Annotated in this window: 22 protein-coding genes; 11 read left to right on the forward strand and 11 right to left on the reverse strand. The window is 71.0% G+C overall.

Annotated features, from left to right (window positions below):
- Positions 1-32 precede the first annotated feature (32 nt).
- From ASE15_RS11280 to ASE15_RS11295, 4 genes are all read left to right on the forward strand, one after another.
- Positions 33-836 (forward strand): SDR family NAD(P)-dependent oxidoreductase, encoded by an 804-nt coding sequence (locus ASE15_RS11280; RefSeq protein WP_056763368.1) that lies wholly within the window; start codon positions 33-35, stop codon positions 834-836.
- A 151-nt stretch (positions 837-987) separates the two neighbouring features.
- On the forward strand, positions 988-1,629 hold the full coding sequence (locus ASE15_RS11285; RefSeq protein ID WP_056650677.1) for a TetR/AcrR family transcriptional regulator: 642 nt from the start codon (positions 988-990) through the stop codon (positions 1,627-1,629).
- Complete coding sequence (locus tag ASE15_RS11290; RefSeq protein ID WP_068708475.1) at positions 1,626-3,332, forward strand: MDR family MFS transporter; 1,707 nt, start codon at positions 1,626-1,628, stop codon at positions 3,330-3,332. Before ASE15_RS11285 ends, ASE15_RS11290 begins: the two co-directional genes overlap by 4 nt.
- Before the next feature lie 219 nt (positions 3,333-3,551).
- Positions 3,552-3,851, forward strand: coding sequence for a hypothetical protein (locus ASE15_RS11295; RefSeq protein WP_157277207.1), 300 nt, complete (start codon positions 3,552-3,554; stop codon positions 3,849-3,851).
- Between the two features lie 82 nt (positions 3,852-3,933).
- On the opposite strand, the gene ASE15_RS11300 is transcribed toward ASE15_RS11295, so the two are convergent.
- Positions 3,934-4,896: a DUF5692 family protein gene (locus ASE15_RS11300; protein ID WP_056763372.1), complete on the reverse strand. Its 963-nt coding sequence runs from the start codon at positions 4,894-4,896 to the stop codon at positions 3,934-3,936.
- Positions 4,897-5,010: 114 nt separating this feature from the next.
- Positions 5,011-5,622: a TetR/AcrR family transcriptional regulator gene (locus ASE15_RS11305; protein ID WP_056650684.1), complete on the reverse strand. Its 612-nt coding sequence runs from the start codon at positions 5,620-5,622 to the stop codon at positions 5,011-5,013.
- Between the two features lie 250 nt (positions 5,623-5,872).
- Here ASE15_RS11305 and ASE15_RS11310 point away from each other — a divergent pair, with 250 nt between their 5' ends.
- The gene (locus ASE15_RS11310; protein WP_082608922.1) at positions 5,873-6,676 is read left to right on the forward strand and encodes a GTP pyrophosphokinase family protein; all 804 of its coding nucleotides are present in this window, start codon (positions 5,873-5,875) and stop codon (positions 6,674-6,676) included.
- Here ASE15_RS11310 and ASE15_RS11315 read toward each other — a convergent pair.
- A complete protein-coding gene (locus tag ASE15_RS11315; RefSeq protein WP_056650687.1) occupies positions 6,673-6,975 on the reverse strand; it encodes a DUF1905 domain-containing protein in 303 nt (100 codons plus the stop codon). The genes ASE15_RS11310 and ASE15_RS11315 overlap by 4 nt on opposite strands.
- 141 nt (positions 6,976-7,116) lie before the next feature.
- Between ASE15_RS11315 and ASE15_RS11320 the strand changes: the two genes are divergently transcribed.
- From ASE15_RS11320 to ASE15_RS11335, 4 genes are all read left to right on the forward strand, one after another.
- Complete coding sequence (locus tag ASE15_RS11320) at positions 7,117-8,091, forward strand: Ku protein (RefSeq protein WP_056650690.1); 975 nt, start codon at positions 7,117-7,119, stop codon at positions 8,089-8,091.
- Between the two features lie 27 nt (positions 8,092-8,118).
- A complete protein-coding gene (locus tag ASE15_RS11325; RefSeq protein WP_056650694.1) occupies positions 8,119-8,616 on the forward strand; it encodes a heme-degrading domain-containing protein in 498 nt (165 codons plus the stop codon).
- 116 nt (positions 8,617-8,732) lie between these two features.
- A complete protein-coding gene (locus ASE15_RS11330) occupies positions 8,733-9,212 on the forward strand; it encodes a VOC family protein (protein ID WP_056650697.1) in 480 nt (159 codons plus the stop codon).
- A gap of 39 nt (positions 9,213-9,251) precedes the next feature.
- Positions 9,252-9,680: a hypothetical protein gene (locus ASE15_RS11335; RefSeq protein ID WP_056650700.1), complete on the forward strand. Its 429-nt coding sequence runs from the start codon at positions 9,252-9,254 to the stop codon at positions 9,678-9,680.
- Between the two features lie 130 nt (positions 9,681-9,810).
- On the opposite strand, the gene ASE15_RS11340 is transcribed toward ASE15_RS11335, so the two are convergent.
- The 8 genes from ASE15_RS11340 to ASE15_RS11375 form a co-directional block, all read right to left on the reverse strand.
- Positions 9,811-12,357, reverse strand: a complete 2,547-nt coding sequence (locus ASE15_RS11340; protein WP_056763375.1) for a sialidase family protein — start codon at positions 12,355-12,357, stop codon at positions 9,811-9,813.
- A 316-nt stretch (positions 12,358-12,673) separates the two neighbouring features.
- Positions 12,674-13,399, reverse strand: coding sequence for an N-acetylmannosamine-6-phosphate 2-epimerase (locus tag ASE15_RS11345; protein ID WP_056763377.1), 726 nt, complete (start codon positions 13,397-13,399; stop codon positions 12,674-12,676).
- Positions 13,396-14,484, reverse strand: a complete 1,089-nt coding sequence (locus ASE15_RS11350; RefSeq protein ID WP_235534375.1) for an ROK family protein — start codon at positions 14,482-14,484, stop codon at positions 13,396-13,398. The genes ASE15_RS11345 and ASE15_RS11350 overlap by 4 nt, the downstream gene beginning before the upstream one ends.
- The gene (locus ASE15_RS11355) at positions 14,481-15,410 is read right to left on the reverse strand and encodes a dihydrodipicolinate synthase family protein (protein ID WP_056650709.1); all 930 of its coding nucleotides are present in this window, start codon (positions 15,408-15,410) and stop codon (positions 14,481-14,483) included. Before ASE15_RS11355 ends, ASE15_RS11350 begins: the two co-directional genes overlap by 4 nt.
- A gap of 73 nt (positions 15,411-15,483) precedes the next feature.
- Positions 15,484-16,278: an ATP-binding cassette domain-containing protein gene (locus ASE15_RS11360; RefSeq protein WP_056650711.1), complete on the reverse strand. Its 795-nt coding sequence runs from the start codon at positions 16,276-16,278 to the stop codon at positions 15,484-15,486.
- The gene (locus tag ASE15_RS11365; protein ID WP_056650714.1) at positions 16,275-18,383 is read right to left on the reverse strand and encodes a dipeptide/oligopeptide/nickel ABC transporter permease/ATP-binding protein; all 2,109 of its coding nucleotides are present in this window, start codon (positions 18,381-18,383) and stop codon (positions 16,275-16,277) included. Before ASE15_RS11365 ends, ASE15_RS11360 begins: the two co-directional genes overlap by 4 nt.
- A 1-nt stretch (position 18,384) precedes the next feature.
- Positions 18,385-19,338 carry an ABC transporter permease gene (locus ASE15_RS11370; protein ID WP_139107857.1) on the reverse strand — a complete coding sequence of 318 codons (954 nt, stop codon included), beginning with the start codon at positions 19,336-19,338 and terminating at the stop codon, positions 18,385-18,387.
- 75 nt (positions 19,339-19,413) lie between these two features.
- The gene (locus tag ASE15_RS11375; RefSeq protein ID WP_056650715.1) at positions 19,414-21,039 is read right to left on the reverse strand and encodes an ABC transporter substrate-binding protein; all 1,626 of its coding nucleotides are present in this window, start codon (positions 21,037-21,039) and stop codon (positions 19,414-19,416) included.
- A 94-nt stretch (positions 21,040-21,133) separates the two neighbouring features.
- Between ASE15_RS11375 and ASE15_RS11380 the strand changes: the two genes are divergently transcribed.
- The gene (locus ASE15_RS11380) at positions 21,134-21,943 is read left to right on the forward strand and encodes a FadR/GntR family transcriptional regulator (RefSeq protein ID WP_082608883.1); all 810 of its coding nucleotides are present in this window, start codon (positions 21,134-21,136) and stop codon (positions 21,941-21,943) included.
- Positions 21,940-22,572, forward strand: coding sequence for an SGNH/GDSL hydrolase family protein (locus tag ASE15_RS11385; RefSeq protein WP_056763379.1), 633 nt, complete (start codon positions 21,940-21,942; stop codon positions 22,570-22,572). The genes ASE15_RS11380 and ASE15_RS11385 overlap by 4 nt, the downstream gene beginning before the upstream one ends.
- Positions 22,573-22,682 lie beyond the last annotated feature (110 nt).

Below are 22,682 nucleotides of genomic sequence, written 5' to 3' on the forward strand. Positions count from 1 at the left end.
CCGGCCGCCCTGCCGACACCACAGGAGACGCCATGACCGTGTTCGACCTCACCGGGCGCCGGGCCCTCGTCACCGGCGGGGCCCAGGGCCTCGGCGAAGGGATGGCCCGCGCGCTCGCGGCGGCGGGCGCGAGCGTCGTGATCGCAGACCTGCAGGAAAGCGGGGCGCAGGTCGCGGCCGGACTGCCGTCAGGCGGAGGCCAGCACCATGCGTTCACCCGCCTCGACGTCACGGCGGAGCCGGACTGGGAACGGGCGATCGCCGCGACGGTCGACGCCCTGGGTGGCCTCGACATCCTGGTGAACAACGCGGGCATCGAGATCTCCGGCCTGCTCACCGAGGTCGATCCCGACGACGTCCGGCGGATGCTCGAGGTGAACGTCCTCGGCACCACGCTCGGGATCAAGCACGGCCTGCGGGCGATGCGCCCGGGTGGGGCGGCGGGGTCCGGCGGCGCGATCGTGAACGTCTCCTCGGTCGCGGCCACGATCGCGTTCCCCGGCATCTCCGTCTACTCGGCCACCAAGTCCGCGGTCGACCGCCTCACGCGGGTCGCCGCGATGGAGAGCGGGAAGCTCGGCTACGGCGTCCGGGTCAACTGCGTCTACCCCGGCCTCGTACCGACCGCGATGGGTGCGGGCCTCGCGAACGACATGGCGACCCTGGGGCTGTACGGCTCGGCCGAGGAGGCGGTCGGCGCCGTGGTCGACCTGACTCCTTCCGGACGCCTGGGGACGGTCGAGGACATGGCGGACGCCGTCGTGTTCCTCGCGTCGGACGCGGCACGGTTCGTCAACGGCGCGGGCCTTCCCGTCGACGGCGGAATGGGGATGTGAACCGGAGCCGGCGAGCGCGGCGACGACGCGCCTGAGTGCGGCGTGGCTGTCGTCGATCTGTCCGTCGGGCGACAGCCGCTCCGCACTCAGCAGGACCCGCTGCGCAAAGGTGCAGTTGTGCAATCTTTGCAGTGCTGCATATAGTGCAGTAATGCACAACGCTCCGACGTCCCTCCGCGACCGCAAGCGCGCCGAGACCTGGCTCACGATCCATCAGGCAGCCGCCGCGCTGGTCCGTGAGAAGGGGCTCCAGCACGCGACCGTCGAGGAGATCGCCGCCACGGCGGGTGTCTCGCAGCGGACGTTCTTCAACTACTTCGCGACCAAGGAAGAGGCGATCCTGGGGCTCGTGCCCCCGCGCGTCTCCGACGAGGCGCTCGCAGCCTTCCGGGCGGAGACCGAGGGGCCCGCGTTCGAGCGGGTCGTGCGGTTCCTGCTCTCGATCCTGCGGTCCACGCTGCACCCCGGCGTGCCGTTCGCCGAGCGCAAGGCGCTCGTGCGGGAGCACCCCGAGCTGCGGCGGCACGCCATGGGCTACGTCTCCCAGGTCGAGGGGCTCGTCAACGACCTGCTGTCCGACCGGGCCGAGGACGGGACGGGGTTCAGCGAGCTCGCGTCGCTGGGCCTGCCCGACAGCCCCGACACCGCGCGAGCGCTCCTCATGCTCGCCGGCACCATCATGCGCTTCGCGTACTCGCGCGACCCCGGAGCCGCCCTGAGCGACGCCGACGCCGAAGCCGAGATCAGCGAAGCGATCACCATCTTCCGAGAGGTCTTCGAGGCCACGCTATGACCAACCCCACCCGAGCCGGCAGCACGCCGGCACCCACGCGAGGCGCGGCTCCCACCGCGCCCGGCCAGGCAGCGCCCGCAGCGCCGGTCGCGCAGAAGGACCGCGGGATCGTCCTGCTCTTCATGGGCCTCATGGTCACCATGCTGCTCGCGTCCCTCAACCAGACCGTGCTCTCGAGCGCGCTGCCGACGATCGTGGGCGAGCTCAACGGCGTCGAGCACATGAGCTGGGTCATCACGGCCTTCATCCTCGCCTCGACCATCACCATGCCGATCTACGGCAAGATCTCCGACGTCCTGGGCCGCAAGCCCCTCTTGATCACCGCGATCCTGCTGTTCATGGCGGGCTCGGTGATCGGCGCCGTCGCGGGCGACATGAACATGCTGATCGTGGGCCGCACGGTCCAGGGCCTGGGCGGCGGAGGTCTCATGATCCTGTCGCAGGCCGCGATCGCCGACGTCATCCCCGCACGCGAGCGCGGCAGGTACATGGGGATCATGGGCGCCGTCTTCGCGGTCTCCTCGGTCGCCGGCCCGCTGCTCGGCGGATGGTTCACCGAGGGGCCGGGCTGGCGCTGGGTGTTCTGGATCAACATCCCGCTGGGCATCCTCGCAGCGCTCGCCGCGATCTTCCTGCTGCACCTGCCCAAGAAGCAGCGTGGCCCCGAGCGCGTGCGCCACGACTACTTCGGCATGGCCCTCATGGCCGTGGCCACCACGGCGATCGTGCTGGTCGGGACCTGGGGCGGCTCGCAGTACGCGTGGGGCTCGGCGACGATCCTCGGGCTCATCGCGCTGGCCGTCGTGGCCGCCGTGGCGTTCGTGCTCGTCGAGAAGCGTGCCGACGAGCCGATCATCCCGCTGCACCTGTTCGCCGACCGCAACTTCACGGTCACGACCATCGCGGCCCTCGCGACCGGGATCGCGATGTTCGGCGCGATCGGCTACATGCCGACGTACCTGCAGATGGCGACCGGCGCGAGCGCGACCGTCGCGGGCCTGCTCATGATCCCCATGATGGGGTCCCTGCTCGTCACCTCGGTCGTCACGGGGCAGATGGTCTCGCGGACCGGGAAGTACAAGGTCCTCCCGATCGTCGGGTCGCTGATCCTGGGCGTGGGCCTGGCCCTGCTCTCGACCGTCAAGGCCGACACCCCGACCCCCATGATCTGCGTGTTCCTCGGGGTGATCGGGATCGGGCTGGGCAGCAGCATGCAGATCCTCACGCTGATCGTGCAGAACTCGTTCCCCCTGCGCGAGGTCGGCACCGCCACCGCAGCCAACAACTACTTCCGTCAGGTCGGCGCCACGCTGGGCTCGGCCGTGGTCGGCAGCGTCTTCATCTCGCGCCTGACCACGCTCATCGCGGAGAAGTTCCCGCAGGGCACGGGCTCGGCGGGAGGGACGGGCTCGCTCACCCCGGACCTGGTCCAGTCCCTGCCCGACGGCGTGCGCGCCCTCGTGATCGAGTCCTACAACGAGGCGCTCGTGCCGCTCTTCCTCTACATGGTGCCGCTCGCGATCATCGCGGCGATCGCCCTGTGCTTCGTCCACGAGAAGCCGCTCGCGACCTCGGTCGAGCACGAGATCGCCGCGGAGTCCCTGGCCGAGGGCCAGCTCCTGGTGACCGACGAGGACGAGGCGAGCGACGCCGTCGGGCCCCTCGAGGACGCGACCAGCGGGCCGCAGCACCGCGAGCGGTAGACCCACCGCGCACGAAGGGACCTCCGGCCGCGGCCGGAGGTCCCTTTCGTATCTCGCCGTCCGGGGAGAGCTTGTGCACTCTGAGGACGTGCGAGACTCTCCGTGACGCGAGCAGGAACGCAGGTGGGGCAAGCGGATTCGCGGCGCGGACCTTCTCCGCGGGGACCGCACTTCGGCGTCAAGGATCTGAGTTCGTCCGGCTGTGGATGAGGAGCGTCAGTGGATCTTCCAGGTGAGCTGTCGCTGGTCCCTGGGGTCGAATCAGTATGGGTTCATGACGGCGAAGAAGAACTGGTGGTCAGCTTCGACGACGACGCGTCCGGTGATCTGTCGATGGATGTCTGGCGGCTTGCGGAGGGCTGGGAGGTGGTTCGAGTCCTGCTGACGGACGTGAGCGTCCGGGTCTCGAAGGATGAGCTGTCGTCGATCGTCCAGGCGGTGGCCGCGCGGCGCTTCGCTACCGATCGTGGGCGCCTCTCCATCTGCTCGCCCGACGGCACCGAACGATGGTTCTGGTGAGTCGGTGGGCTCTCCCACTCACGACCACGGGTCGTCCGACAGCGTGTCGGGCGACCCGTCGTCGTGAGCGCAGAGCGGGACCTCAGGCCGTCGCCGCGCTGCCCGCTGTCGCCGCCACGGGGCCCGGGGCGGGACGGTCTTTCGCGAGCTCCTGGTACGACCGGTGGTCGGTGAACAGCTCGTCGCGCAGCGGGTTGCGCCGCCTGGTCGCGATGACCTTGACCTGGTAGACCGCGACCGCGACGTTCGCGAGGAGCGAGACCAGGCTCACGACGAACAGCGCCGTCGGGTTGTGTGACGAGTCGACCGCGAACGCCGAGTCCGACACGAACGTCGGCACGGCCATCGTGAACATCATCCAGAACGCGAGCGTGTGAGCGCGGTGCTGGAGCCAGGCGCCCTTGCGCAGGAAGAACGCCGGGATGGTGCAGCTGATGAGCAGCGCCGCGCCCGCGTAGAACGCGTGGTCGCCCACGCAGTTGTAGACGTACGCGAAGTTCCACAGGTCGTACGCGATGATCCAGAACCACATCATGTCGGGCCAGACCATGTCCTTGAAGCGGTCGCGGGTGATGTAGATGCCGGCCCAGCCGCAGATCGTCAGCAGGTTCAGGATGCCCGCGACGCCGTTCATGACGTTCCACGAGCCGCCGACCATGAAGACGCCGTCGACCATGCCGTGCATGCCGGAGACCTGGAAGTCGCGGATCACGGCCTCGAGGATGTTGAGGCCCAGGATCGCCGGCGGGAACAGCAACGCGTACTTCATGGCCGCGATGCGGGGGTTGTAGCGGATGAGCATGAAGCCGATGCACCCGGCGAGGGCCGAGTACACCTTGACCCAGTGGAACCAGGTGCCGGTCGAGGACCCGGCGCCCGCGGTGTGCGGCCACACGAAGATCGTCAGCAGGACCGGCAGGACGATGAAGATCCCGATCGCGGCGGCCTTGGACCAGCGGACCAGCTCGTTGAGGCCGACGAGGGCCGCGAGCACCACGAACCACATGACGGCGGCTTGCCAGGGGATGGAGTCGAACAGGAACACGTCGCTCCCTTTCTCAGGACGGCGGGACGGCAGGTGTCGTCCCGGCGGGTGGGGGAGGTGCGCCAGGTGGACGGGCGCGGACCCCGGCGCACCGGTGTGGTCCGTGCTGTCGCGTCACTCGGAATCGGCCCGCGCCCCCTCGAGGTGCAGTGCCTGCCGCACGATCGTCACGAGCACCGCGTCGTCGACCTCGGGACAGTTCCGGGCCAGGCCCACGAGGCCGTAGACCAGGACGTAGAACGTCTCGGGCACGTGCTCGATGCGGACCTGGTGCCGGGCCGCGTAGGCCTCGACCGTGGTGGCCTCGACGCACTCGACGACCGCGCGCACGGCGCGGTCGAGGAACCGGTTGTACAGCCCCGTGTGCTCGGCGCGCTGCAGGTCGTCGCGCAGCGGGTCGACCGACCGCAGGTGGGTGCGGAACATCGCGACGCAGTCGACGAGCGCCTTGTCGATGTTGCCCGGCTCGCGGGCCGCGTCCCACGCGTGCACGGCCTCGACGAACTCGGTGACGTACCCCTCGAGCACCGCGTCGACGAGCGTGTCCTTGTCGGGGAAGTAGTAGTAGACGAGCCCTCGCGCGACGCCCGCCCGCTCGGCGACGTCCTTGGTCGAGGTGTGGGCGATGCCCTGCTCGGCGAAGAGGTCGCGCGCCGCGAGGACGATCTCCTCGGCCCGCACCTCGGGCGCCGAACGACGGCGTCTGGGCCTCGTGGCGTCGGTCATCTGGGGCTCCTTCCCGAGCTGATGACACCGACGCTAGGACCGCTATTGACACAGCGTCAACAGTGTTCCGGCAGGTCAGGACGTAGGTCCCGGAGAACTGGGCCGTTGGGCCCGCGACCGGGCAGTGCCCCTTGCCTCGGCCCGCGCCACGACGTGAGACGGCCCGGGGGCGAGGGCGGACGTGGTCCCTCCGGGGGTGCGCGGTGTGCGACGGTAGATGGTCGGTGTCAGCACGAGCAGCGAGGAACTCATGAGCGGTGAACCCCAGGTCGGGGCAGAGCTACGGGCCCTGCGGGAGCACTTCACGCGGCTGATGATGACGTACCGGTTCGGCATGGACGAGGTGATGACCAAGATCACCATCCTGCGCGACGAGTTCGCCTACGCCCACGAGTACAACCCGATCGAGCACGTGTCCTCGCGCCTCAAGTCGCCCGAGTCGCTGCTCGCCAAGGCGCGGCGCAAGGGCGTGGACCTGACGATCGAGGCCCTGCGTGCCGAGATCTTCGACATCGCGGGCGTGCGCGTCACGTGCAGCTTCGTGTCCGACATCTACAAGGTCCGCGACATGATCGCGGCGCAGCAGGACCTCGTGGTGCTCGAGGAGCGCGACTACATCTCCCACCCCAAGGGCAACGGGTACAAGAGCCTGCACCTGATCGTCGAGGTGCCCGTGTTCCTGTCAGACCGCGTGCAGCCCGTGGTCGTCGAGATCCAGATCCGCACCATCGCCATGGACTTCTGGGCCAGCCTCGAGCACAAGATCTACTACAAGTACGACAAGGCCGTCCCGCAGCGCCTGCTCGACGAGCTCAAGGAGGCCTCGCTCGCGGCCTCCGCGCTCGACGAGAAGATGGAGCGACTGCACGACGAGGTGCTCCAGCACTCTCGCGACACCGTGGACCTCCGCCCCGAGACGGAGAAGGTGGCGGGACCGTTCACGCCCTCGTGGGACCTGCTCGACTCCTACCTGCGGGGCACGGGGGGAGGGCAGGGCGCCACGGACGCTCCCGGTTCCGAGGGCACCGGCGGCGCCTCAGGGGTCGCGGGCTAGATCAGCGTCTCGACCGCGATCCGCACGGTGTCCCCGACGTCGACCGCCTCGCGCCGACGCACCGCGGCCTTGACGGGCAGCACGAACGTCCTGCGCTCCGCGTCGGGGAAGACCGACGTCGACCAGCGCGAGCCGCCGAGCGTGACCTCGACCTTGACCGACCCGAACCCGGCCGGAGGCAGCGGGGAGTCGGCGATCTCGTCGCTGACGTCGGTGGGCAGGGCCGCGAAGACCCACGTGTCGCTGCGTGCGGTCCAGCGCCACAGCTCCGCCTCGAACTCGTACCTGGTGCCGGCCATGCGCCCATGATGCCGGGCGCCGCCCACAGGGGCGAGACGGTCGGCGACGTGATCGGGGTCGAGCTGCCCGTGGGCCCGCACCACCGGCTCCAGATGGTCTGACGACTCGCCAGCCCCCGGCCCCGGGAGCACCATGGAGACATGAGGGCCATCTGGAAGGGTGCCATCACGTTCGGTCTCGTCAACGTGCCGATCAAGGTGTACTCGGCGACCGAGGACCACGACGTGCCGCTGCACCAGGTGCACGACAAGGACGGCGGTCGGATCCGCTACCAGCGACGGTGCGAGGTCTGCGGCGAGGTCGTGGCGTACGAGCACATCGACAAGGCGTACGACGACGGCGAGCGCACGGTCGTGCTCACGGCCGAGGACCTGGGGTCGCTGCCCGCCGAGCGGAGTCGCGAGGTCGAGGTCGTCGAGTTCGTGCCCACCGACCAGATCGACCCCATGCTCCTGGACCGCAGCTACTACCTCGAGCCCGACTCCTCCTCGAACAAGGCCTACGTGCTGCTGCGCCGCACGCTCGAGGAGACCGACCGCACCGCGATCGTGAAGTTCGCGCTGCGCCAGCGCACGCGGCTCGCGGCGCTGCGCGTGCGCGACGACGTGCTGGTGCTGCAGACGCTGCTGTGGGCCGACGAGGTGCGCGAGGCCGCGTTCCCGACGCTCGACGAGCCCGCGAAGGTCAGCGCCAAGGAGCTCGCGATGTCGTCGCAGCTCGTCGAGTCGTTCGCGGCCGACTTCACGCCCGAGGAGTACCAGGACGACTACCAGGCCCAGCTCCGCCAGCTCATCGAGGCCAAGATCGAAGCAGGGGACACGTTCAGCACCGAAGAGACCTTCGGCGAGCAGGAGGAGAAGGGCGGCGACGGCGCCGAGGTCATCGACCTGATGGAGGCGCTGCGCCGCAGCGTCGAGAGCTCGCGCGGCAAGAAGTCGGGTGACGCCAAGGGTGAGGTGCCAGCGAAGGAGGCTGCGTCGTCGGGCACCACGAAGAAGAAGAGCGAGCGCCCGACGGCGTCGCGCGCCTCGGGCGGCAAGGCCGCCTCGACCAAGGCGCCCGCCTCGACGAAGGAACCCGCGAAGAAGACGACGCGCAAGAAGGCCTCGGCGTGACGAGCCCTGGCGTGCCAGGCTGACGCCATGACTCACGACCAGCCCGAGAACCCCGACCTCGCCCGCCTCGTCGCCGAGGCCGAGCAGCACGAACGCGACCTTGTGCTCACGCGCTTCACGCACGACGACGCGTGGCGGCTCGGCTGCCTGCTCGTCGAGCTCGCCGCGGAGCGGTCGCTGCCGATCACGATCGACGTGCGCCGCGGGCCGCAGCAGGTCTTCCACGCCGCGACCGAGGGCACCACGCCCGACAACGACACCTGGGTCCAGCGCAAGGTGCGCGTGGTCGAGCGGTTCGGCGCGTCGTCGTACCTCATGGGGCTGCGCGCCAAGGCCAGGGGGACGACGTTCACGGCGCAGCACGAGCTGTCGCTCCAGGAGTACGCGGCCCACGGCGGGGCCTTCCCGCTGCGGGTCGAGGGCGTCGGGGTGATCGGCGTCGTGACCGTGTCCGGCCTGGCCCAGCGCGACGACCACCTGCTCGTGGTCGAGGCCCTGCGGACGTTCCTGCGGACCGCCGCCTGACGCGCCCGCCGCGCCGCCGCGCCTGACCGGGTGCGCCGACCGATGAGTTCGCCGGTCCCTGCCGGTCGAACCTGAAGAGCGCGACGCACCGCGCGCCGCGCGGGAGGAGGAGTGCGATGAGACCGATCGTCCCGAGCCTGTGGTTCAACGGAGGACTCGAGGAGGCCGTGGCCTTCTACACCTCGGTGTTCCCCGACAGCACCGTCGGTGACTCCCTGAGGATGCCCGACGGCACACTCGTCACCATCGACTTCACGTTGCAGGGGCAGCCCTTCAACCTCATCAACGGCGGCCCCGACCACCTGTTCCCGTTCAGCGAGGCCGTCTCGTTCATCGTGCGCTGCGAGGACGAGGCGGAGGTCGACCGCTACTGGGACGCCCTGCTCTCGGGCGGCGGCACCGAGTCGCAGTGCGGCTGGCTCAAGGACCGCTATGGGCTGTCGTGGCAGGTCGTGCCGGTCGAGTTCGAGGAGCTCGCTCAGTCCGACGACCAGGAGGCCGTGGCGCGGATGATGGGCGTCATGATGCAGATGATCAAGCTCGAGATGCCCGCGCTGCGGGCTGCGTTCGCAGGGGAGAATGCCCCGGGAGCCTGAGGCAGTCGTGCCCGAGGCCCGGACGAGCGGAGCGCTTCTGTGCGATCGACCATCCTCTCGAGGACGTTTCTCGGGAAGAAGAGGTTCCTTGCGTCGTTCGACGCGTTCTTCGAGCAAGGGCTCCTGGTGGTCGCCGAGGACGGGAGCAAGTCCGTCCACGAGACGTTCGACCCCACGGGCGGGCCCGTTCACCACGACGGTGACTCGCTCTGCGTCATCGTCCGGAGCGCCGTCGACGGCCCCGTGACGGTCGTCGTCTTCGACGCGAAGGCGCCGCGTTCGCTGGTTGCCGACCTGAGCCTGGTGTTCGACGGCCGGTTCGAGGGCGGGAACGGAAGGATCGTCCTCGAGGCCACGGACGATTCGTTGCGGGTCGTCGTCGCGGCGGAGGAGGACGACTCGCCACGCGTCCGGGTCTACCTCGACGACCTGCGGTGGGCGACGGTCGTCGTCGTGGTGCTCTCCTAGCGACAGTGCCGCGCGAGGCTCGGCCCTCGTCCCCACCGGCATGGGGACGAGGGCCGAGGTCTGTGGTGCGGGTGCAGCGCCAGGCAGGGCGCCGCACCCCGAGGTGGATCAGTCGCGGATCAGCCGCCGATCAGCACGACGTCGCGTCGTAGGGTGCGACGAGGGTCGCAGTCGACCCACCGGCCATGACGTCGAACGCGACCTCGCCGGCCGTGACCGAGGCGGAACGGGTCGCGAACCGCTGCGACGCGCTGCGCCCGGCCTCCACGCCCGCGAACGACTTGGAGCCCGCGCTCGTGCGGATCGTGACGTCCACCGCCTCGTCCCCGGCGTTGACCGCGCGGCCCGTGAGCTGGACCTTGCCCGCCACGCACTGGGCGCTCGCGGCGACGTCCACGGCCACGGGGGAGACGGGAGTCGTGGGCAGCTCGTAGGGCGCCACGTCGACCCGTCCGGTCACGGCGAGGTCGCCGTTCACGGCGTCCACCGTGACGGTCCGGCCCGCGAGCGAGCCTGCCGCGACGTCCGCCGCGGTGAGGGTGCGTCGCACCGTGCCGCACGAGGCCTCGGCTCCTGCCGCGAGCTCGGGCAGCGTGCACAGGCCCGTGGCCCCGACGCCCGTCAGCCGCACGTTGCCGGTGTTGCGCACCGTGACTTGGTTGACCACGACGTCGCCCGCGTTCACCGAGCCGGTCCCGTCGGTGTCCTCGACCGTGGGCTCGCCGACCGTCACCGCGAGCGAGGGACGGCGGTCGACCAGGTCGACGGGCTCGCCCGTGAGAGAGACCGACGAGGCCTGGTCCGCGTTCATGTACCAGCGGGTCTCGGGGACGAAGAAGCCGTCCGCGAGGTCGCCTGCCGTCACCACGCGGTACGCGAGCGCGCACAGGTAGGTGCCGCCCGCGGGCAGGCTGCTCCAGTTGCAGCCCGGGGAGAGGTTCGTCAGGTTGCCCGTCGCGGTCGAGCGGTAGGCCGTGGTCCCGGTGTTGTAGACGCGGAACGAGTAGGGGACGCGCTCGCCGACCGTGTACGGCTGGGTCGCGACGTCACGGTCGGTCGTGTACTTCCCGAACACCGCGAGCGAGGTCACGGCTCCCCCCGCGGGGCCGCCGGTCACGGTCACGTAGCCGTACGCACGCGCCTGCGTGCCGTCGGCCGCGGTCAGGACGCTCTGGACACGGACGGGGTTGGCAGCCGTGGTCGCCGCAGCGGTCGCGGACGCCGTGAGCGCGACCTGCACCGTGGCGGTCTCGCCGACCGCGAGCGCCGGCACGTCGACCGTCGTCGCGCTCCAGCCCACGGGGGCGTCGATCGTCAGGCGCGAGGCGGCCAGCGGCGCCTGGTTCTGGTTGGTGACGCGGACGGGGACCTGGACCGTGGCGCCCGTCGCGACGGTCGTGTCCGGCACGACGGTCGAGGCGCACGTCGCGTTCAGCCACGCCTGGTCGAAGCTCGCGAACGAGATGGCGTTCATGCCCTGCGTCTCGTACAGGAGCCCGAAGCGCCCGTCGCCGAGCGGCGAGAGCGTCGAGTAGGCGCCCGACCCGGGGTTGACGACCCGGAAGCCCGGCCAGGTCGCACCGTCGTCGCACGAGAGACGTACGGTCACGTTCTCGCGGCCCGTGGTGCTGTTGGAGTTGCTGAACAGCAGCATCTTCGCCTCGGCCGAGCCCTCGGGGGCGTCGGGGTACAGGCGCGAGATCGACGCGTTGTTGGTCGGGTCGGGGAGCTGGCGGTCGAGCGTGACGGGGCCGTAGGTGTGCCCGCCGTCGCTCGAGAACGCGATCTTGCGGTACTTGCTGCCCGCCGAGTCGCGCGAGTTCATCATGACGCGCCCGTCGGAGAGCTCGACCGACTTGTTCTCGTCCATGCCCGTGCCGAACGCCTCGCCGTGCGCCCACGTGGCGCCGTGGTCGTCGGAGTAGACGCTGTAGGCCTTGTAGGTCCCGCCCGTGCGGGCCGTGAACTGCTGGACCAGGCGTCCGGCGTGCTCGCCGTAGCGCAGCTGGATGCCCTCGCCCGAGGCCGCGAAGATGCCGGCCCACGACGGGTCCTTGGCGCCCTCGGTGATGACGCGGCCCTCCCAGGTCTCGCCCCCGTCCTCGGAGACGCTGACCGCGGCGTGCAGGATCTGGCGGTTGGTCGGGTCGATGCCCGTGGCCGACCCGCCGAAGCCCTGGTCGAAGGACTTCACGTGGAAGTTGAAGATGGTGCCGGTCTCGCGGTCCACGACGTAGCTGGGGTCCGAGAACCCGTACTTGTCGGGGGAAGAGTTCGTCCCGTACCCCGCGGCCACGACGGTCGTGGGCTCCCAGGTCGCGCCACCGTCACGGCTCACGCGCTGCAGGATCGAGTTGGGCTGCGGGGCGTCGCCCGCGTTGAACGGGCGCCCGTCGTACGAGGCGAGGATCGTGCCGTCGTTCGTCGTGGTGAGGGCGGGGATGCGGTAGTTCGCGTAGCCCCCCGTGCCGCCGACCGCGAGGGTCTGCTCGGAGAACGTCCCCGGCCCGTCGGTCGCGGCGGGAGGGAACGGGTCGAACGCCTGGGCGCTCACGGCCGGCGCCACGAGGAGCAGGGACAGCCCGGCCGCGAGGGCCGTGCGCGACCCGCGGCGGCGGGCGCACGCCGGTGAGCGCGGGTCGGGCGGGGTCGCTGGGGTGGAAGGGTGCAGTGGCATCAGATACTCCTGGCTTCGTCGGGTCAGAGCTCTTGGTGCACGGTGCGGTCCTGCGGGTGCTGTGCCTGCCCCGGGGCGCGGGGCGAGCACTGCGCGGACCTCCGCCTCGGCACCGAGTCGGGTGCGGGGGTCCGGTCTGTGGTGCTCCTGGTGCGAGGTGCCCGACGGCGGAGCGTGCGTCGGGCGGGAGGGTGCGGGACCGTCGTGGTCGTCGCGACCCGTGGTGCTGGCGAGGGCGTCCGGTCTGGGCCCGGGGCGTCGGCGGCGGTGCGGACGACCCAGGACGGGGCGGGTTCGGGCGGGAGGAGCGGGGGCGTCAGCGCGTCAGCGCGTCGACGAACCATCCCGTGATGCTCGTGGGGTGCGTGATCGCGGTCCCCACGACGACTGCCCACGCGCCCGCGTCGAGAGCGGACCGGGCCTGGGCGGGCGAGTGGACGCGGCCCTCGGCGATCACGGGCAGGTCGAGGCGGTCGACGAGCTCGGCGAGCAGCTCGAGGTCGGGCCCGTCGGTGCGGGGACGTTCGCCCGTGTACCCCGACAACGTGGTGCCGACCACGTCGACCCCGGCGTCGAGGGCCGCGAGCGCGTCGTCGAGGCTCCCGCAGTCGGCCATGACGAGGGCGGACGTGTGCTCGCGCAGCCCGGCGACCGTGCCCGCGAGGCTCAGGCGGTCGGGACGCGGGCGGCGGGTCCCGTCGATCGCGACGATCGTCGCGCCGGCCTCGGCGACCGCGACCGCGTGGCGCAGGGTCGGGGTGATGAAGACGCCGTCGGACCCGTCCTTCCACAGCCCCGTGACGGGCACCGTGATCCTGCGCTCCGCGAACGCACGCGTGACGTGCTCGATGTCGGCGATGCCCTGGACGCGGATGCCCGCCGCACCACCCTCGACCGCGGCGAGCGCGACCTGGGTCATGGTGCGCGGGTCGCGCATGGCCTCGCCCGGGTAGGCCTGGCACGAGACGACCAGCCCGCCGCGCAGGGCGATCAAGGGGTCCTGGGCGGGGGTGCCGGGCGGTGTCGACGAGCGGTCGGTCACGAGTTCCTCCGGGGAGCCGAGGGGGCGGACGGGACAGCGGTGACGAGGTCGAGGCCGACCTCGGGGTCGTGCGGGAGGGCGGTGGCACCGCCAGGGGTCCGGTCGTGCGCGGCGAGCGCGAGCCGGGCGGCACCGAGGACCGCAGCGTCCCCGCCGAGCACGGCCGGGACCACGGGCAGACCTACGAGCGGAGGCATGAGCTCGGAGGCGAGCGCGGCGCTCATGGTGTCCCACCAGAGCGCCCCGGCCCCGGCGAGCCCGCCGCTGACCACGACGACCTCCGGGTCGAGCATGTTCGCGACGCCGCCGACCGTGCGACCGAGCGCGGTCGCCGCGACGACGACCGCGTGCCGCGCGATCGTGTCGACGTCGGCGACCTCGCACACCGCTCGTGCCGTCGTGTGCGCAGGGTCGCCGCCGAGCCGCAGGTAGAGCGCGTGCAGCGCGGGACCTGACCCGACGGCCTCGAGGTGGCCCGTGCGTGAGCACGTGCACGCGAGCCCTGCGGCCTCGGCCGCGGGAAGGTGCCCCAGGTGCCCCGCGACGTGCCGGGCGCCGTGCTGGGGCGAGCCGTCGAGCAGGAGCGTCGCGCCGACCCCCGTGCCCGCGGCGACCACGAGCGCGGTGCGCGTCCCCGCGCACGCGCCGAGCCAGTGCTCGCCCAGCGCGTGGGCGTGCACGTCGTTCTCGGCGAGCACGGGCAGGCGCGCCGCGAGGCTGCCGGAGGCCGCGAGCCGCGCCGCGACCCCGCCCGCGAGGTCGGTCCCGGCCCAGCCCGTGAGGGCGTCGGTCGCCGAGACCACGGTCCCGCGGCCCGAGTCGATCACCCCGGCCGAGCCGATGCCCACCCCGACCAGGAGGTCGGGCGAGCCGGATGACCCGGGCGCGTCGGCGCCGTCGGGCAGGACGAGCCCGACCAGGCGCGCGACCGCGTCGAGGATCGCGGCCGCCCCCTCCCGGGCAGGGGTGGGGACCCCGGCCCGGGCGAGGACCGTGCCGTCGTCGCGCACGAGCCCGGCGGCGATCTTGGTGCCGCCCAGGTCGATCCCGACGGCGGTGCGGTGGCTGATCGGGGAGCTCGTCACAGCAGCCCGGCCTCCGCGAGGATCACCTTGATCTGGTCGACGACCTCGCCCTCCAGGGCGGGGGCCGGCGTCGTCATGACGTTGGACTCGATCAGGCCGAGGAGCTGGAGCGAGGTCTTGAACGCGCCGAGGCCGCTCGCGCCGCCGCTGTAGCCGCGAGGCTGGAAGACGATCTCGAAGAGGGCCGCGAGCCGGTCCTGCTCGTCGCGCGCCGCGGTCCAGTCGCCGGCCTGCGCCGCGTCCCACAGGCGCACGTAGCCCGCCGGGTCGACGTTGCCGAGGCCGGGGACCACGCCGTCGGCGCCGAGCAGCAGCATGCCGTCGACCACGACCTCGTGACCCGTGAACAGGCGCAGCGGGCTGCCGGCGGCACGGTTCGCCGCGACCAGGCGGCGGAAGCCGACGTCGTCGCCGCTCGAGTCCTTGACGCCTGCGATGACGCCCTCGGTGCCCAGTCGCACCAGCATGTCCAGGTCGAGCTTCGAGTGCACGCACACCGGGACGTCGTACGCGAACAACGGCAGGTCGCTCGCCGCGGCCACGCCGCGGAAGTGACGCTCGATCTCCTCGTCGTTCGTGCGGATGTACAGCGGGGCGGTCGCGACGACCGCGTCGACGCCCGCGTCGACCGCGCGCCGGACCTGGTCCGCGACGCGGTGCGTCGTCAGGTCGATCACGCCTGCCATGACGGGGACGCGGCCGGCCGTGATCTCGACGGCGGCCTCCATGACCTGGGAGCGACGGGCGTCGTCGAGATAGGCGACCTCACCGGACGAGCCGAGCACGAACAGGCCGTGCACGCCCGCGTCGAGCTGGCTGGTGATGACGCGCTCGAACGATGCGCGGTCGAGCTCGCCGTCCGCCGTGAGAGGCGTGACGACGGGAGGGATGACGCCGGAGAAGGTGGGCGTGGTCGGGGTGGGCACAGCGGACTCCAAGGATGGTGCGGTGGTGCCGGGCGGGACGACCGCCCGGCACCGGGTGGATGAGGGGGGACCGTCAGAGCAGCGTCGGCGCGGCGCCGAGCAGGGTCCGGGTGTAGTCGTTCGTCGGGTGGTCGAAGACCTCCTCGGCCGTGCCCTCCTCGACGACCTTCCCGAAGTACATGACCGCGATGCGGTCCGAGACGTACCGGACGGTCTGGATGTCGTGCGAGATGAACACGAGCCCGAGGTTCAGGCGCGCCTTGAGGTCGGTCAGCAGGTTGAGCACCTGGGCCCGCACCGAGACGTCGAGCGCCGACGTGGGCTCGTCCGCGACGATCACGTCCGGGTCCAGTGCCAGGGCGCGGGCGATCGCCACGCGCTGGCGCTGGCCGCCCGAGACCTGGCTCGGCAGCACGTCGAGGGCCGACTGGGGAAGACCCACGAGATCGAGCAGCTCGGACACGCGCTTCTCGCGGTCGCGCGGCGAGCCGATCCCGTGCACGTCGAGCGGGTCGCGCAGGATGTCGCGCACCAGCATGCGGCCGTTGAGGGCCGTCGACGGGTCCTGGAACACGATCGAGATCGCGCGCCCGAACTCCTTGCGGGTGCGGGCGTTGCGCTTGAGCACGCTGCGGCCGTTGAACACCACGTCGCCGCTCGTGGGGGCCTGGAGGCCCACCATGACCTTCGCGAGCGTCGACTTTCCGCAACCCGACTCACCCACGATCCCGATGGTCTCGCCGCGCCGCACGGCCATGTCCACCCCGGCGACCGCGTGGACGCGGTCCGGGCGGAAGAGCTTGCCGGTGCGGGCCTTGTGCACCACGTGCACGTCCTTCAGCTCGAGCACGGGCGTGTCGTCGCTCATCGGGCACCTTCCTGGACGAGGAGACCGCTCTCGGTCGACTCCGTGTGGCTCGCATAGCGGTGGTCGGTCCCCGGCAGCGTGCGCAGCGGGGGCCTGGGCACGAACGCGTCCTGCGGTCGGGAGGACCGAGGCGCGAACCGGTCGCCCGTCGCGAAGTCGCGCGGGGAGGGGACCGTGCCGGGGATCTGGTGCAGGCGCTCGGCGCCCGACTCGATCGACAGGACCGCCCCGAGCAGACCCCGCGTGTACTCGTGCTGGGGGTTCATGAGCAGGCTCGGCACGGGGGCCGACTCGACGACCTGGCCCGCGTACATGACCGTCACGCGGTGCGCGAGCGAGGCGACGAGCGCCAGGTCGTGGCTCACGAAGACCATGGCGAACCCGAGCTCGTCGCGCAGCTCGTTGAGCAGGTCCACGACCTGCTTCTGGACCGTGACGTCGAGGGCCGTGGTCGGCTCGTCGGCCACGACCAGGTGTGGGTCGCGGGTCAGTGCCATCGCGATGAGCACGCGCTGGCGCTGGCCGCCCGAGAGCTCGTGCGGGTAGCTCTTGAGCGTGCGCTGGGCGTCGAGGCCCACGAGCTCGAGGAGCTCGACCGCGGTGCGCGTCCCGCCACGCTTGACGAGCTGCGCCATCTGGGTGCGGATCAGCATCGACGGGTTGAGCGAGCTGAGCGCGTCCTGGTAGACCATGGCCATCTCGTGGCCGCGCAGAGCGTTCCGGCGGGCCGGGGTCGCCGTGAGCAGGTCCACGCCGTCGAGGAGGATCTCGCCCGTGACCTGCGCGGAAGCGGGCAGCAGGCCCATGACCGCGAGGCTCGTGAGCGACTTGCCGCAGCCCGACTCGCCCACGAGCGCCATGGTCTCCCCGGGGCGCACCGCGAAGCTGATGTCGTCCACGACCGCCACGTCGCCGTGCCGTTCGGGGAACCGGATCGAGAGGTTCTTGACCTCGAGCAGGGGAGCGGCGTCGCCCGTGTAGACCAGGCGGTCGGAGCGCTCGCGCTCGGCCACCCGCAGGCGTTCGAGCTGGACCGCGAGGGCCTCGCGCTGGGCGGCGGCCGCCGCGACCGCGAGCTGCGGGTCGGGGATGACCGAGGTGTCCGCGACCAGCTCGTCGAGCACGCGAGGCTCGCGCAGGTCGGCCGCACCCGAGTACTCGAGGGGAGCGTCGGCGTCGGGCTCCGTGAGCGGGTCCGTGGCGTGCGCGGCGTCCTCGGACGCAGCGGCCGCGGCACGAGCCTCGGCCGGCTTGCGGGCCGCGGGGCGGACCATCGCGTCCGTCAGGCCCTCGGACAGGACGTTGAGCGAGAGGACCGTCAGGAGGATCGCCATGCCCGGGAAGAACGTCGCCCACCAGCCGCCGTTGAGCAGCAGGTTGCGCCCGTAGGCGATGACGTTGCCCCACGAGGGCTCGGGGTCCTGCACGCCCGCGCCGATGAACGACAGGCTCGCCTCGAACACGATCGCGTCGGCGACCAGGACGGTCGCGAACACCATGATCGGGGCGATGCAGTTGCGGGCCACGTGCTTCATCAGGATCAACGACGTCCGCGCCCCGATGACCTTCTCGGCCGACACGTAGTCCTCGCCGAACTGGCTCAGGACGTTGGCGCGGACGATGCGGGCGATCTGCGGGGTGTAGAGGAACGCGATCGTGAAGATGAGGACCGGCAGGGACTTGCCCCACACGGCCACGAAGACCACGGCCAGGGCGATGCCCGGGAAGGCCATGATGATGTCGAGGATGCGCATGAGCGTCTCGCTCACGGCCTTGTGGGCCGTCGCGGCGACCGAGCCGAGGATCGCACCGGCGACCAGGGCCACGGCAGTGGCCCCCAGGCCGATCACGAGCGAGTAGCGAGCACCGTAGACGATGCGCGAGAAGATGTCGCGACCCGTGCGGTCCGTGCCGAACCAGTGCTCGCCCGAGGGCGGCTGGGCCGGGGTGCCCGACTGCAGCGGGTCGTAGGCCGCGACGAGCGGGGCGAAGATCGCCAGGAGCGCGACCAGGAGCACGAACGCCAGGGCGATCTTGGAGCCCAGGGGGAGAGCGGCGAGGCGCAGACCCGGGCGGGACAGTCGTTCTGTCAGCTTCCGACGCATGTCACACCGTCCGGATTCGAGGGTTGACGACGAGATAGAGGAGGTCGACCAGGATGTTGACGACCACGAAGGTCAGGGCGACGGTCAGCGTCACTCCCTGCACCAGGGCCGTGTCGCTCGCGGTCACGCCGTTGAGGATGAGCTTGCCCATCCCGGGCAGGTCGAAGATGACCTCGATGATCACCGCGCCACCCATGAGGTAGCCGACGCGCAGGCCCAGCACCGTGATGGGCGTGATGAGCGCGTTGCGCAGGACGTTGCGTCCCACGACGACGCCGCGGGGCAGGCCCGAGCCGATCGCGGTGCGCACGTAGTCGCGGTCGAGCTCCTCGACCATGGCGGTGCGGACCACGCGGGTCAGCGACGCCGCGACGGGGATCGCGAGGGAGAGCGCGGGCAGGAACATCGAGGCGAGGAACATCCCGAAGTCGTCCGCGGGATTCGTGTAGCCGCCCGAGGGGAACCAGTCGAGGCGCAGCGAGAACTGCTGGATGAGGAGGATCGCGAGCCAGAAGGACGGCGTCGCGACGCCCGCGATCGACAGGACGCGGATGACCTGGTCGGGCCACCGGTCGCGGTAGAGCGCGGCGCTCACGCCGAGCACCAGGGCCAGCACGACGGCGATCGCCAGCCCCATGAAGGTCAGCTGGAGGGTGAGCGGGAACGCGTTCGAGATGAGCTCGCTCACGGGCTGGGAGGGCGGCACGGTCATGCCCATGTCGCCGCGCACGAGGCCGGCGAGGAAGTTGCCGTACTGCACGAGCATCGGGTCGTTCAGACCGTTCGCGGCGCGATAGGCCTCCTTGGCCGCGTCCGTGGCGGACTCGCCGAGGGCGTTGGTCGCCTGGTCGCTGGGCGCGAACTGCATGACGACGAAGACGAGCAGGGTGATGCCCAGGATCATGACGGGCAGGGCGAGCAGACGTCGTCCGGTCAGTCGTAGGAGCGCGGTCACGCGGTACTCCTCGGGGTCGGGGTGGGTGGCGGCGGCGCAGGGAGGGGCGCCGCCGCCACCCGGAACACGGGGACGTCAGGCGGTGCGGGAGACGTCCAGGAAGGACAGGCCCGTGACGGGGATGGGCTTGAACCCGGTGAGCGCGGAGTCCTCCCAGGCCGTGGGGAGCTTGCGGTGCAGCAGCGGGTAGAGCGGGACCTCGTCCGAGAGGATGTCGTAGATCTCGCCCCAGGTCTTCTTCTGCTTGGTCGCGTCCTGCTCGGCAGCGCCCGCGTCGAGCAGGCGCGTGACCTCGGCGAACTCGGGCGTGCTGGCCCAGCGGTAGCGCTTGACCGGCCACACCGAGCCCGAGTACCACCAGCGCAGGAGGAGGTCGGGGTCGTTGCCGAAGACCGACGGGTCGCCCGGGGCGACCATGACCTCGAGCTGGCCGTCGTCGACCTTCTTGTACTGGCCGCCGGACTGGCCGATGTCGAGCGTCGTGGAGATCCCGACCGCGTCGAGGTCCTCCTTGATGAGCGGGGCGACGTCCTTGACCCAGCTCGTGTCGGTCGTCAGGAGGGTGATCGACAGGTCGCTCACGCCCGCGTCGGTCAGGAGCTTCTTGGCCTTGGCCGGGTCGTACGTGTAGACCGTGCCGGCCTCGACGTAGGACGGGTGCTCCTTGTGCAGGAAGCTCGTGGCCGCGGTCGCGTTGCCCAGCAGGCCCGTGCTGATGATCTTGTCCATGTCGAGCGCGTGGAAGAACGCCTGGCGCACGCGCTTGTCCGTGAACGGCGCCTTGGTGCAGTCGAACATCATGAAGAGCAGGCCGAACGACTGGACCGACTCGACCGTGACGGCGTTGGAGAGGCGCTCGACGTCGAGGTAGGGCACGTCCTCGATCGACTGGACGCGACCCGACTCGACCGCGGTCACGCGGGCGGCCGCGTCGGAGAGCAGGTTCCAGGTCATGGCCTTGGCGAGCGCCGGGCGCGAACCGTTGTACGCGTCGAAGCGCTCGAACGTGATCTTGTCGTCGACTGTGGCGCTCGTGAGCTTGTACGGGCCGGTGCCGACGGGCAGCGAGTCGTACGCCTTGGGGTCGGCCTCGACGATGGCCTTCGGGACGATCTTGACGACCGAGACGCGGTCGACGAACAGCCCAAACGGGTAGTTGAGCGTGAACGTGACCGTCTTGTCGTCCTTGGCCGCGACCGAGGCGAGGAACGGCAGGAACTGGGAGTAGAGCGAGGCGTTCGCCGGGTCGAGGACGCGGTTGAAGCTGAAGACGACGTCGTCGGTCGTGACGGGGGAGCCGTCGTGGAAGGTGGCCCCGTCGCGGAGCGTGACCTCCCAGGTGGTCTCGTCGATCTTCTTGGGCAGCTCCTTGCCGAGCGCGGCGTAGGGCGTGCGGGCTGCGGGGTCGAGCTCGACGAGCCCCTCGAGGACGTGCCAGTTGGCGGCCATGGTCACGGCGCCCGACGTCGTCATGGGGTCGAAGCCCGTGGACAGGGCGTACGAGATGCCGGCCTCGATCGTGCCGTCGAGGTTGGGCTTGGCCCCGCTGCCGGCGGGGGTGGTCTGCGGGTCGGCCGAGGTGGACGCAGGTCCGCCGCAGGCGGCGACCGCGCTCGCCAGGACTGCTCCGGCGCCGATCACTCCGGCGAGCTTGAGGAAGCTGCGGCGAGAGGTGTCGGTCGCGTTCGTGCTATTCGCCATCGAGGTAGCCATGAACTCTCCAGATATAGGACGTCTGATGTCTGACGCTGGTAGGGTTGAACGGTAGAGGCAATTCCTGAGGAGGTCAAGGCGCATGACAGCTACCGATCCCGTGGATCATGGGGGATTCGCTCGACAGGGGGTTCGTCCCCCGACGACGACGGAGCAGATCAAGGAGTACATCCTGCGGGCCCACCTGCGGCCCGGTGACCTGCTGCCCACCGAGGCCGAGCTGTGCTCGCTGCTCGGCGTCAGCCGGTCGAACGTCCGGGAGGCGATCCGGACGCTCGCGGCGCTCGACATCGTCGAGGTGCGGCACGGGTACGGCACGTACGTGGGGCAGCTCTCGCTCAAGCCGCTGGTCGAGGGGCTCGTCTTCCGCGGGGTCCTGATCCCGGGGGACGACTTCTCGGCGCTGCGCGAGGTCGTCGAGGTCCGCCAGGCGCTCGACATCTCGATGGCCGAGCAGATCGTCACGGAGATGGCCGGGAGCAGGAACCCCGAGCTCGAGCGGCTCGTCGCGGAGATGGAGCGCAAGGCGCGCGCGGGCGAGGACTTCTTCGAGGAGGACCGCGCGTTCCACTCGCACCTGCTCGCCCACCTCGACAACTTCCTGGTGGCCCAGCTCGGCACCGCCTTCTGGGACGTGCACCAGGTCGTCTCGCCCAAGCTCGGCCTGCCGGCCCCCGACCAGATCGACCTCACGGCCAAGGCGCACGGGGCCATGCTCCGCGCTGCCGAGGCCGGGGACGCCGAGGCCTACCGCGACGCCGTCGTCGCGCACTACGCGCCCCTCCGGGACGCGCTCACTCAGATGGCCTCGACGGTCGAGGAGGGGCGCGTCGCCGCGGCAACGGCCGCCGGTGCCCAGGAGTCCCAGGGTGTGCGGGGCGGTGTCGCATGAGCGGCCCGTCGCTCGGCCCGGGCTCGCGGGTCGTGCTGATCGGTGACTCGATCACCGACGCGGGTCGCCTCGCCGAGGGGGAGTTCGGCCTGGGGCACGGCTATGCGGCCCGTGTCGCGGGCGTGTGCGGGCGTCGCGGCGTCACGGTCCTGAACCGGGGGGTGGGTGGCCACCGGGTGGTCGACCTCCAGGCGCGCTGGGACCAGGACGTCCTCGCGCTGGAGCCCGACCTCGTCTCGATCAAGATCGGCATCAACGACACCTGGCGCCGCTACGACGCGGGCGACGAGACGAGTGCCGAGGACTTCGAGGCCGGGTATCGCGACCTGCTCGACCGCACGCTCGCCGGTGCGCCGCGGGCGGCGCTCGTCCTGGTCGAGCCGTTCCTGGTGCCCGTGCGCCCGGAGCAGTGGGGCTGGCGCGAGGACCTCGACCCGAAGATCCAGGTCGTGCGCCGGCTCGCCGAGTCCTACGGCCTGCCGCTCGTGGCGACCGACGGGCCCTTCGCCCAGGCCGTCGCGACGAGCGGGCTGGGTCCCCAGGCGTGGGCGTACGACGGAGTCCACCCCACGCCCGCGGGCCACGACCTCCTCACCGAGGCCTGGTTGAAAGTTGTACATCTGCGCTAGTACTTCCGTATCTCTTGCCTCCGGCGTCGAGGTGACTGATTCTTAGTGCGTGGTTCAAGGCTAAAACACGCACAACCAGTCATTAGGCAAGGGAGCTCAATGAAACCGGT

The sequence above is a fragment of the Oerskovia sp. Root22 genome (assembly GCF_001429135.1).
Classification (GTDB): Bacteria; Actinomycetota; Actinomycetes; order Actinomycetales; family Cellulomonadaceae; genus Oerskovia; species Oerskovia enterophila.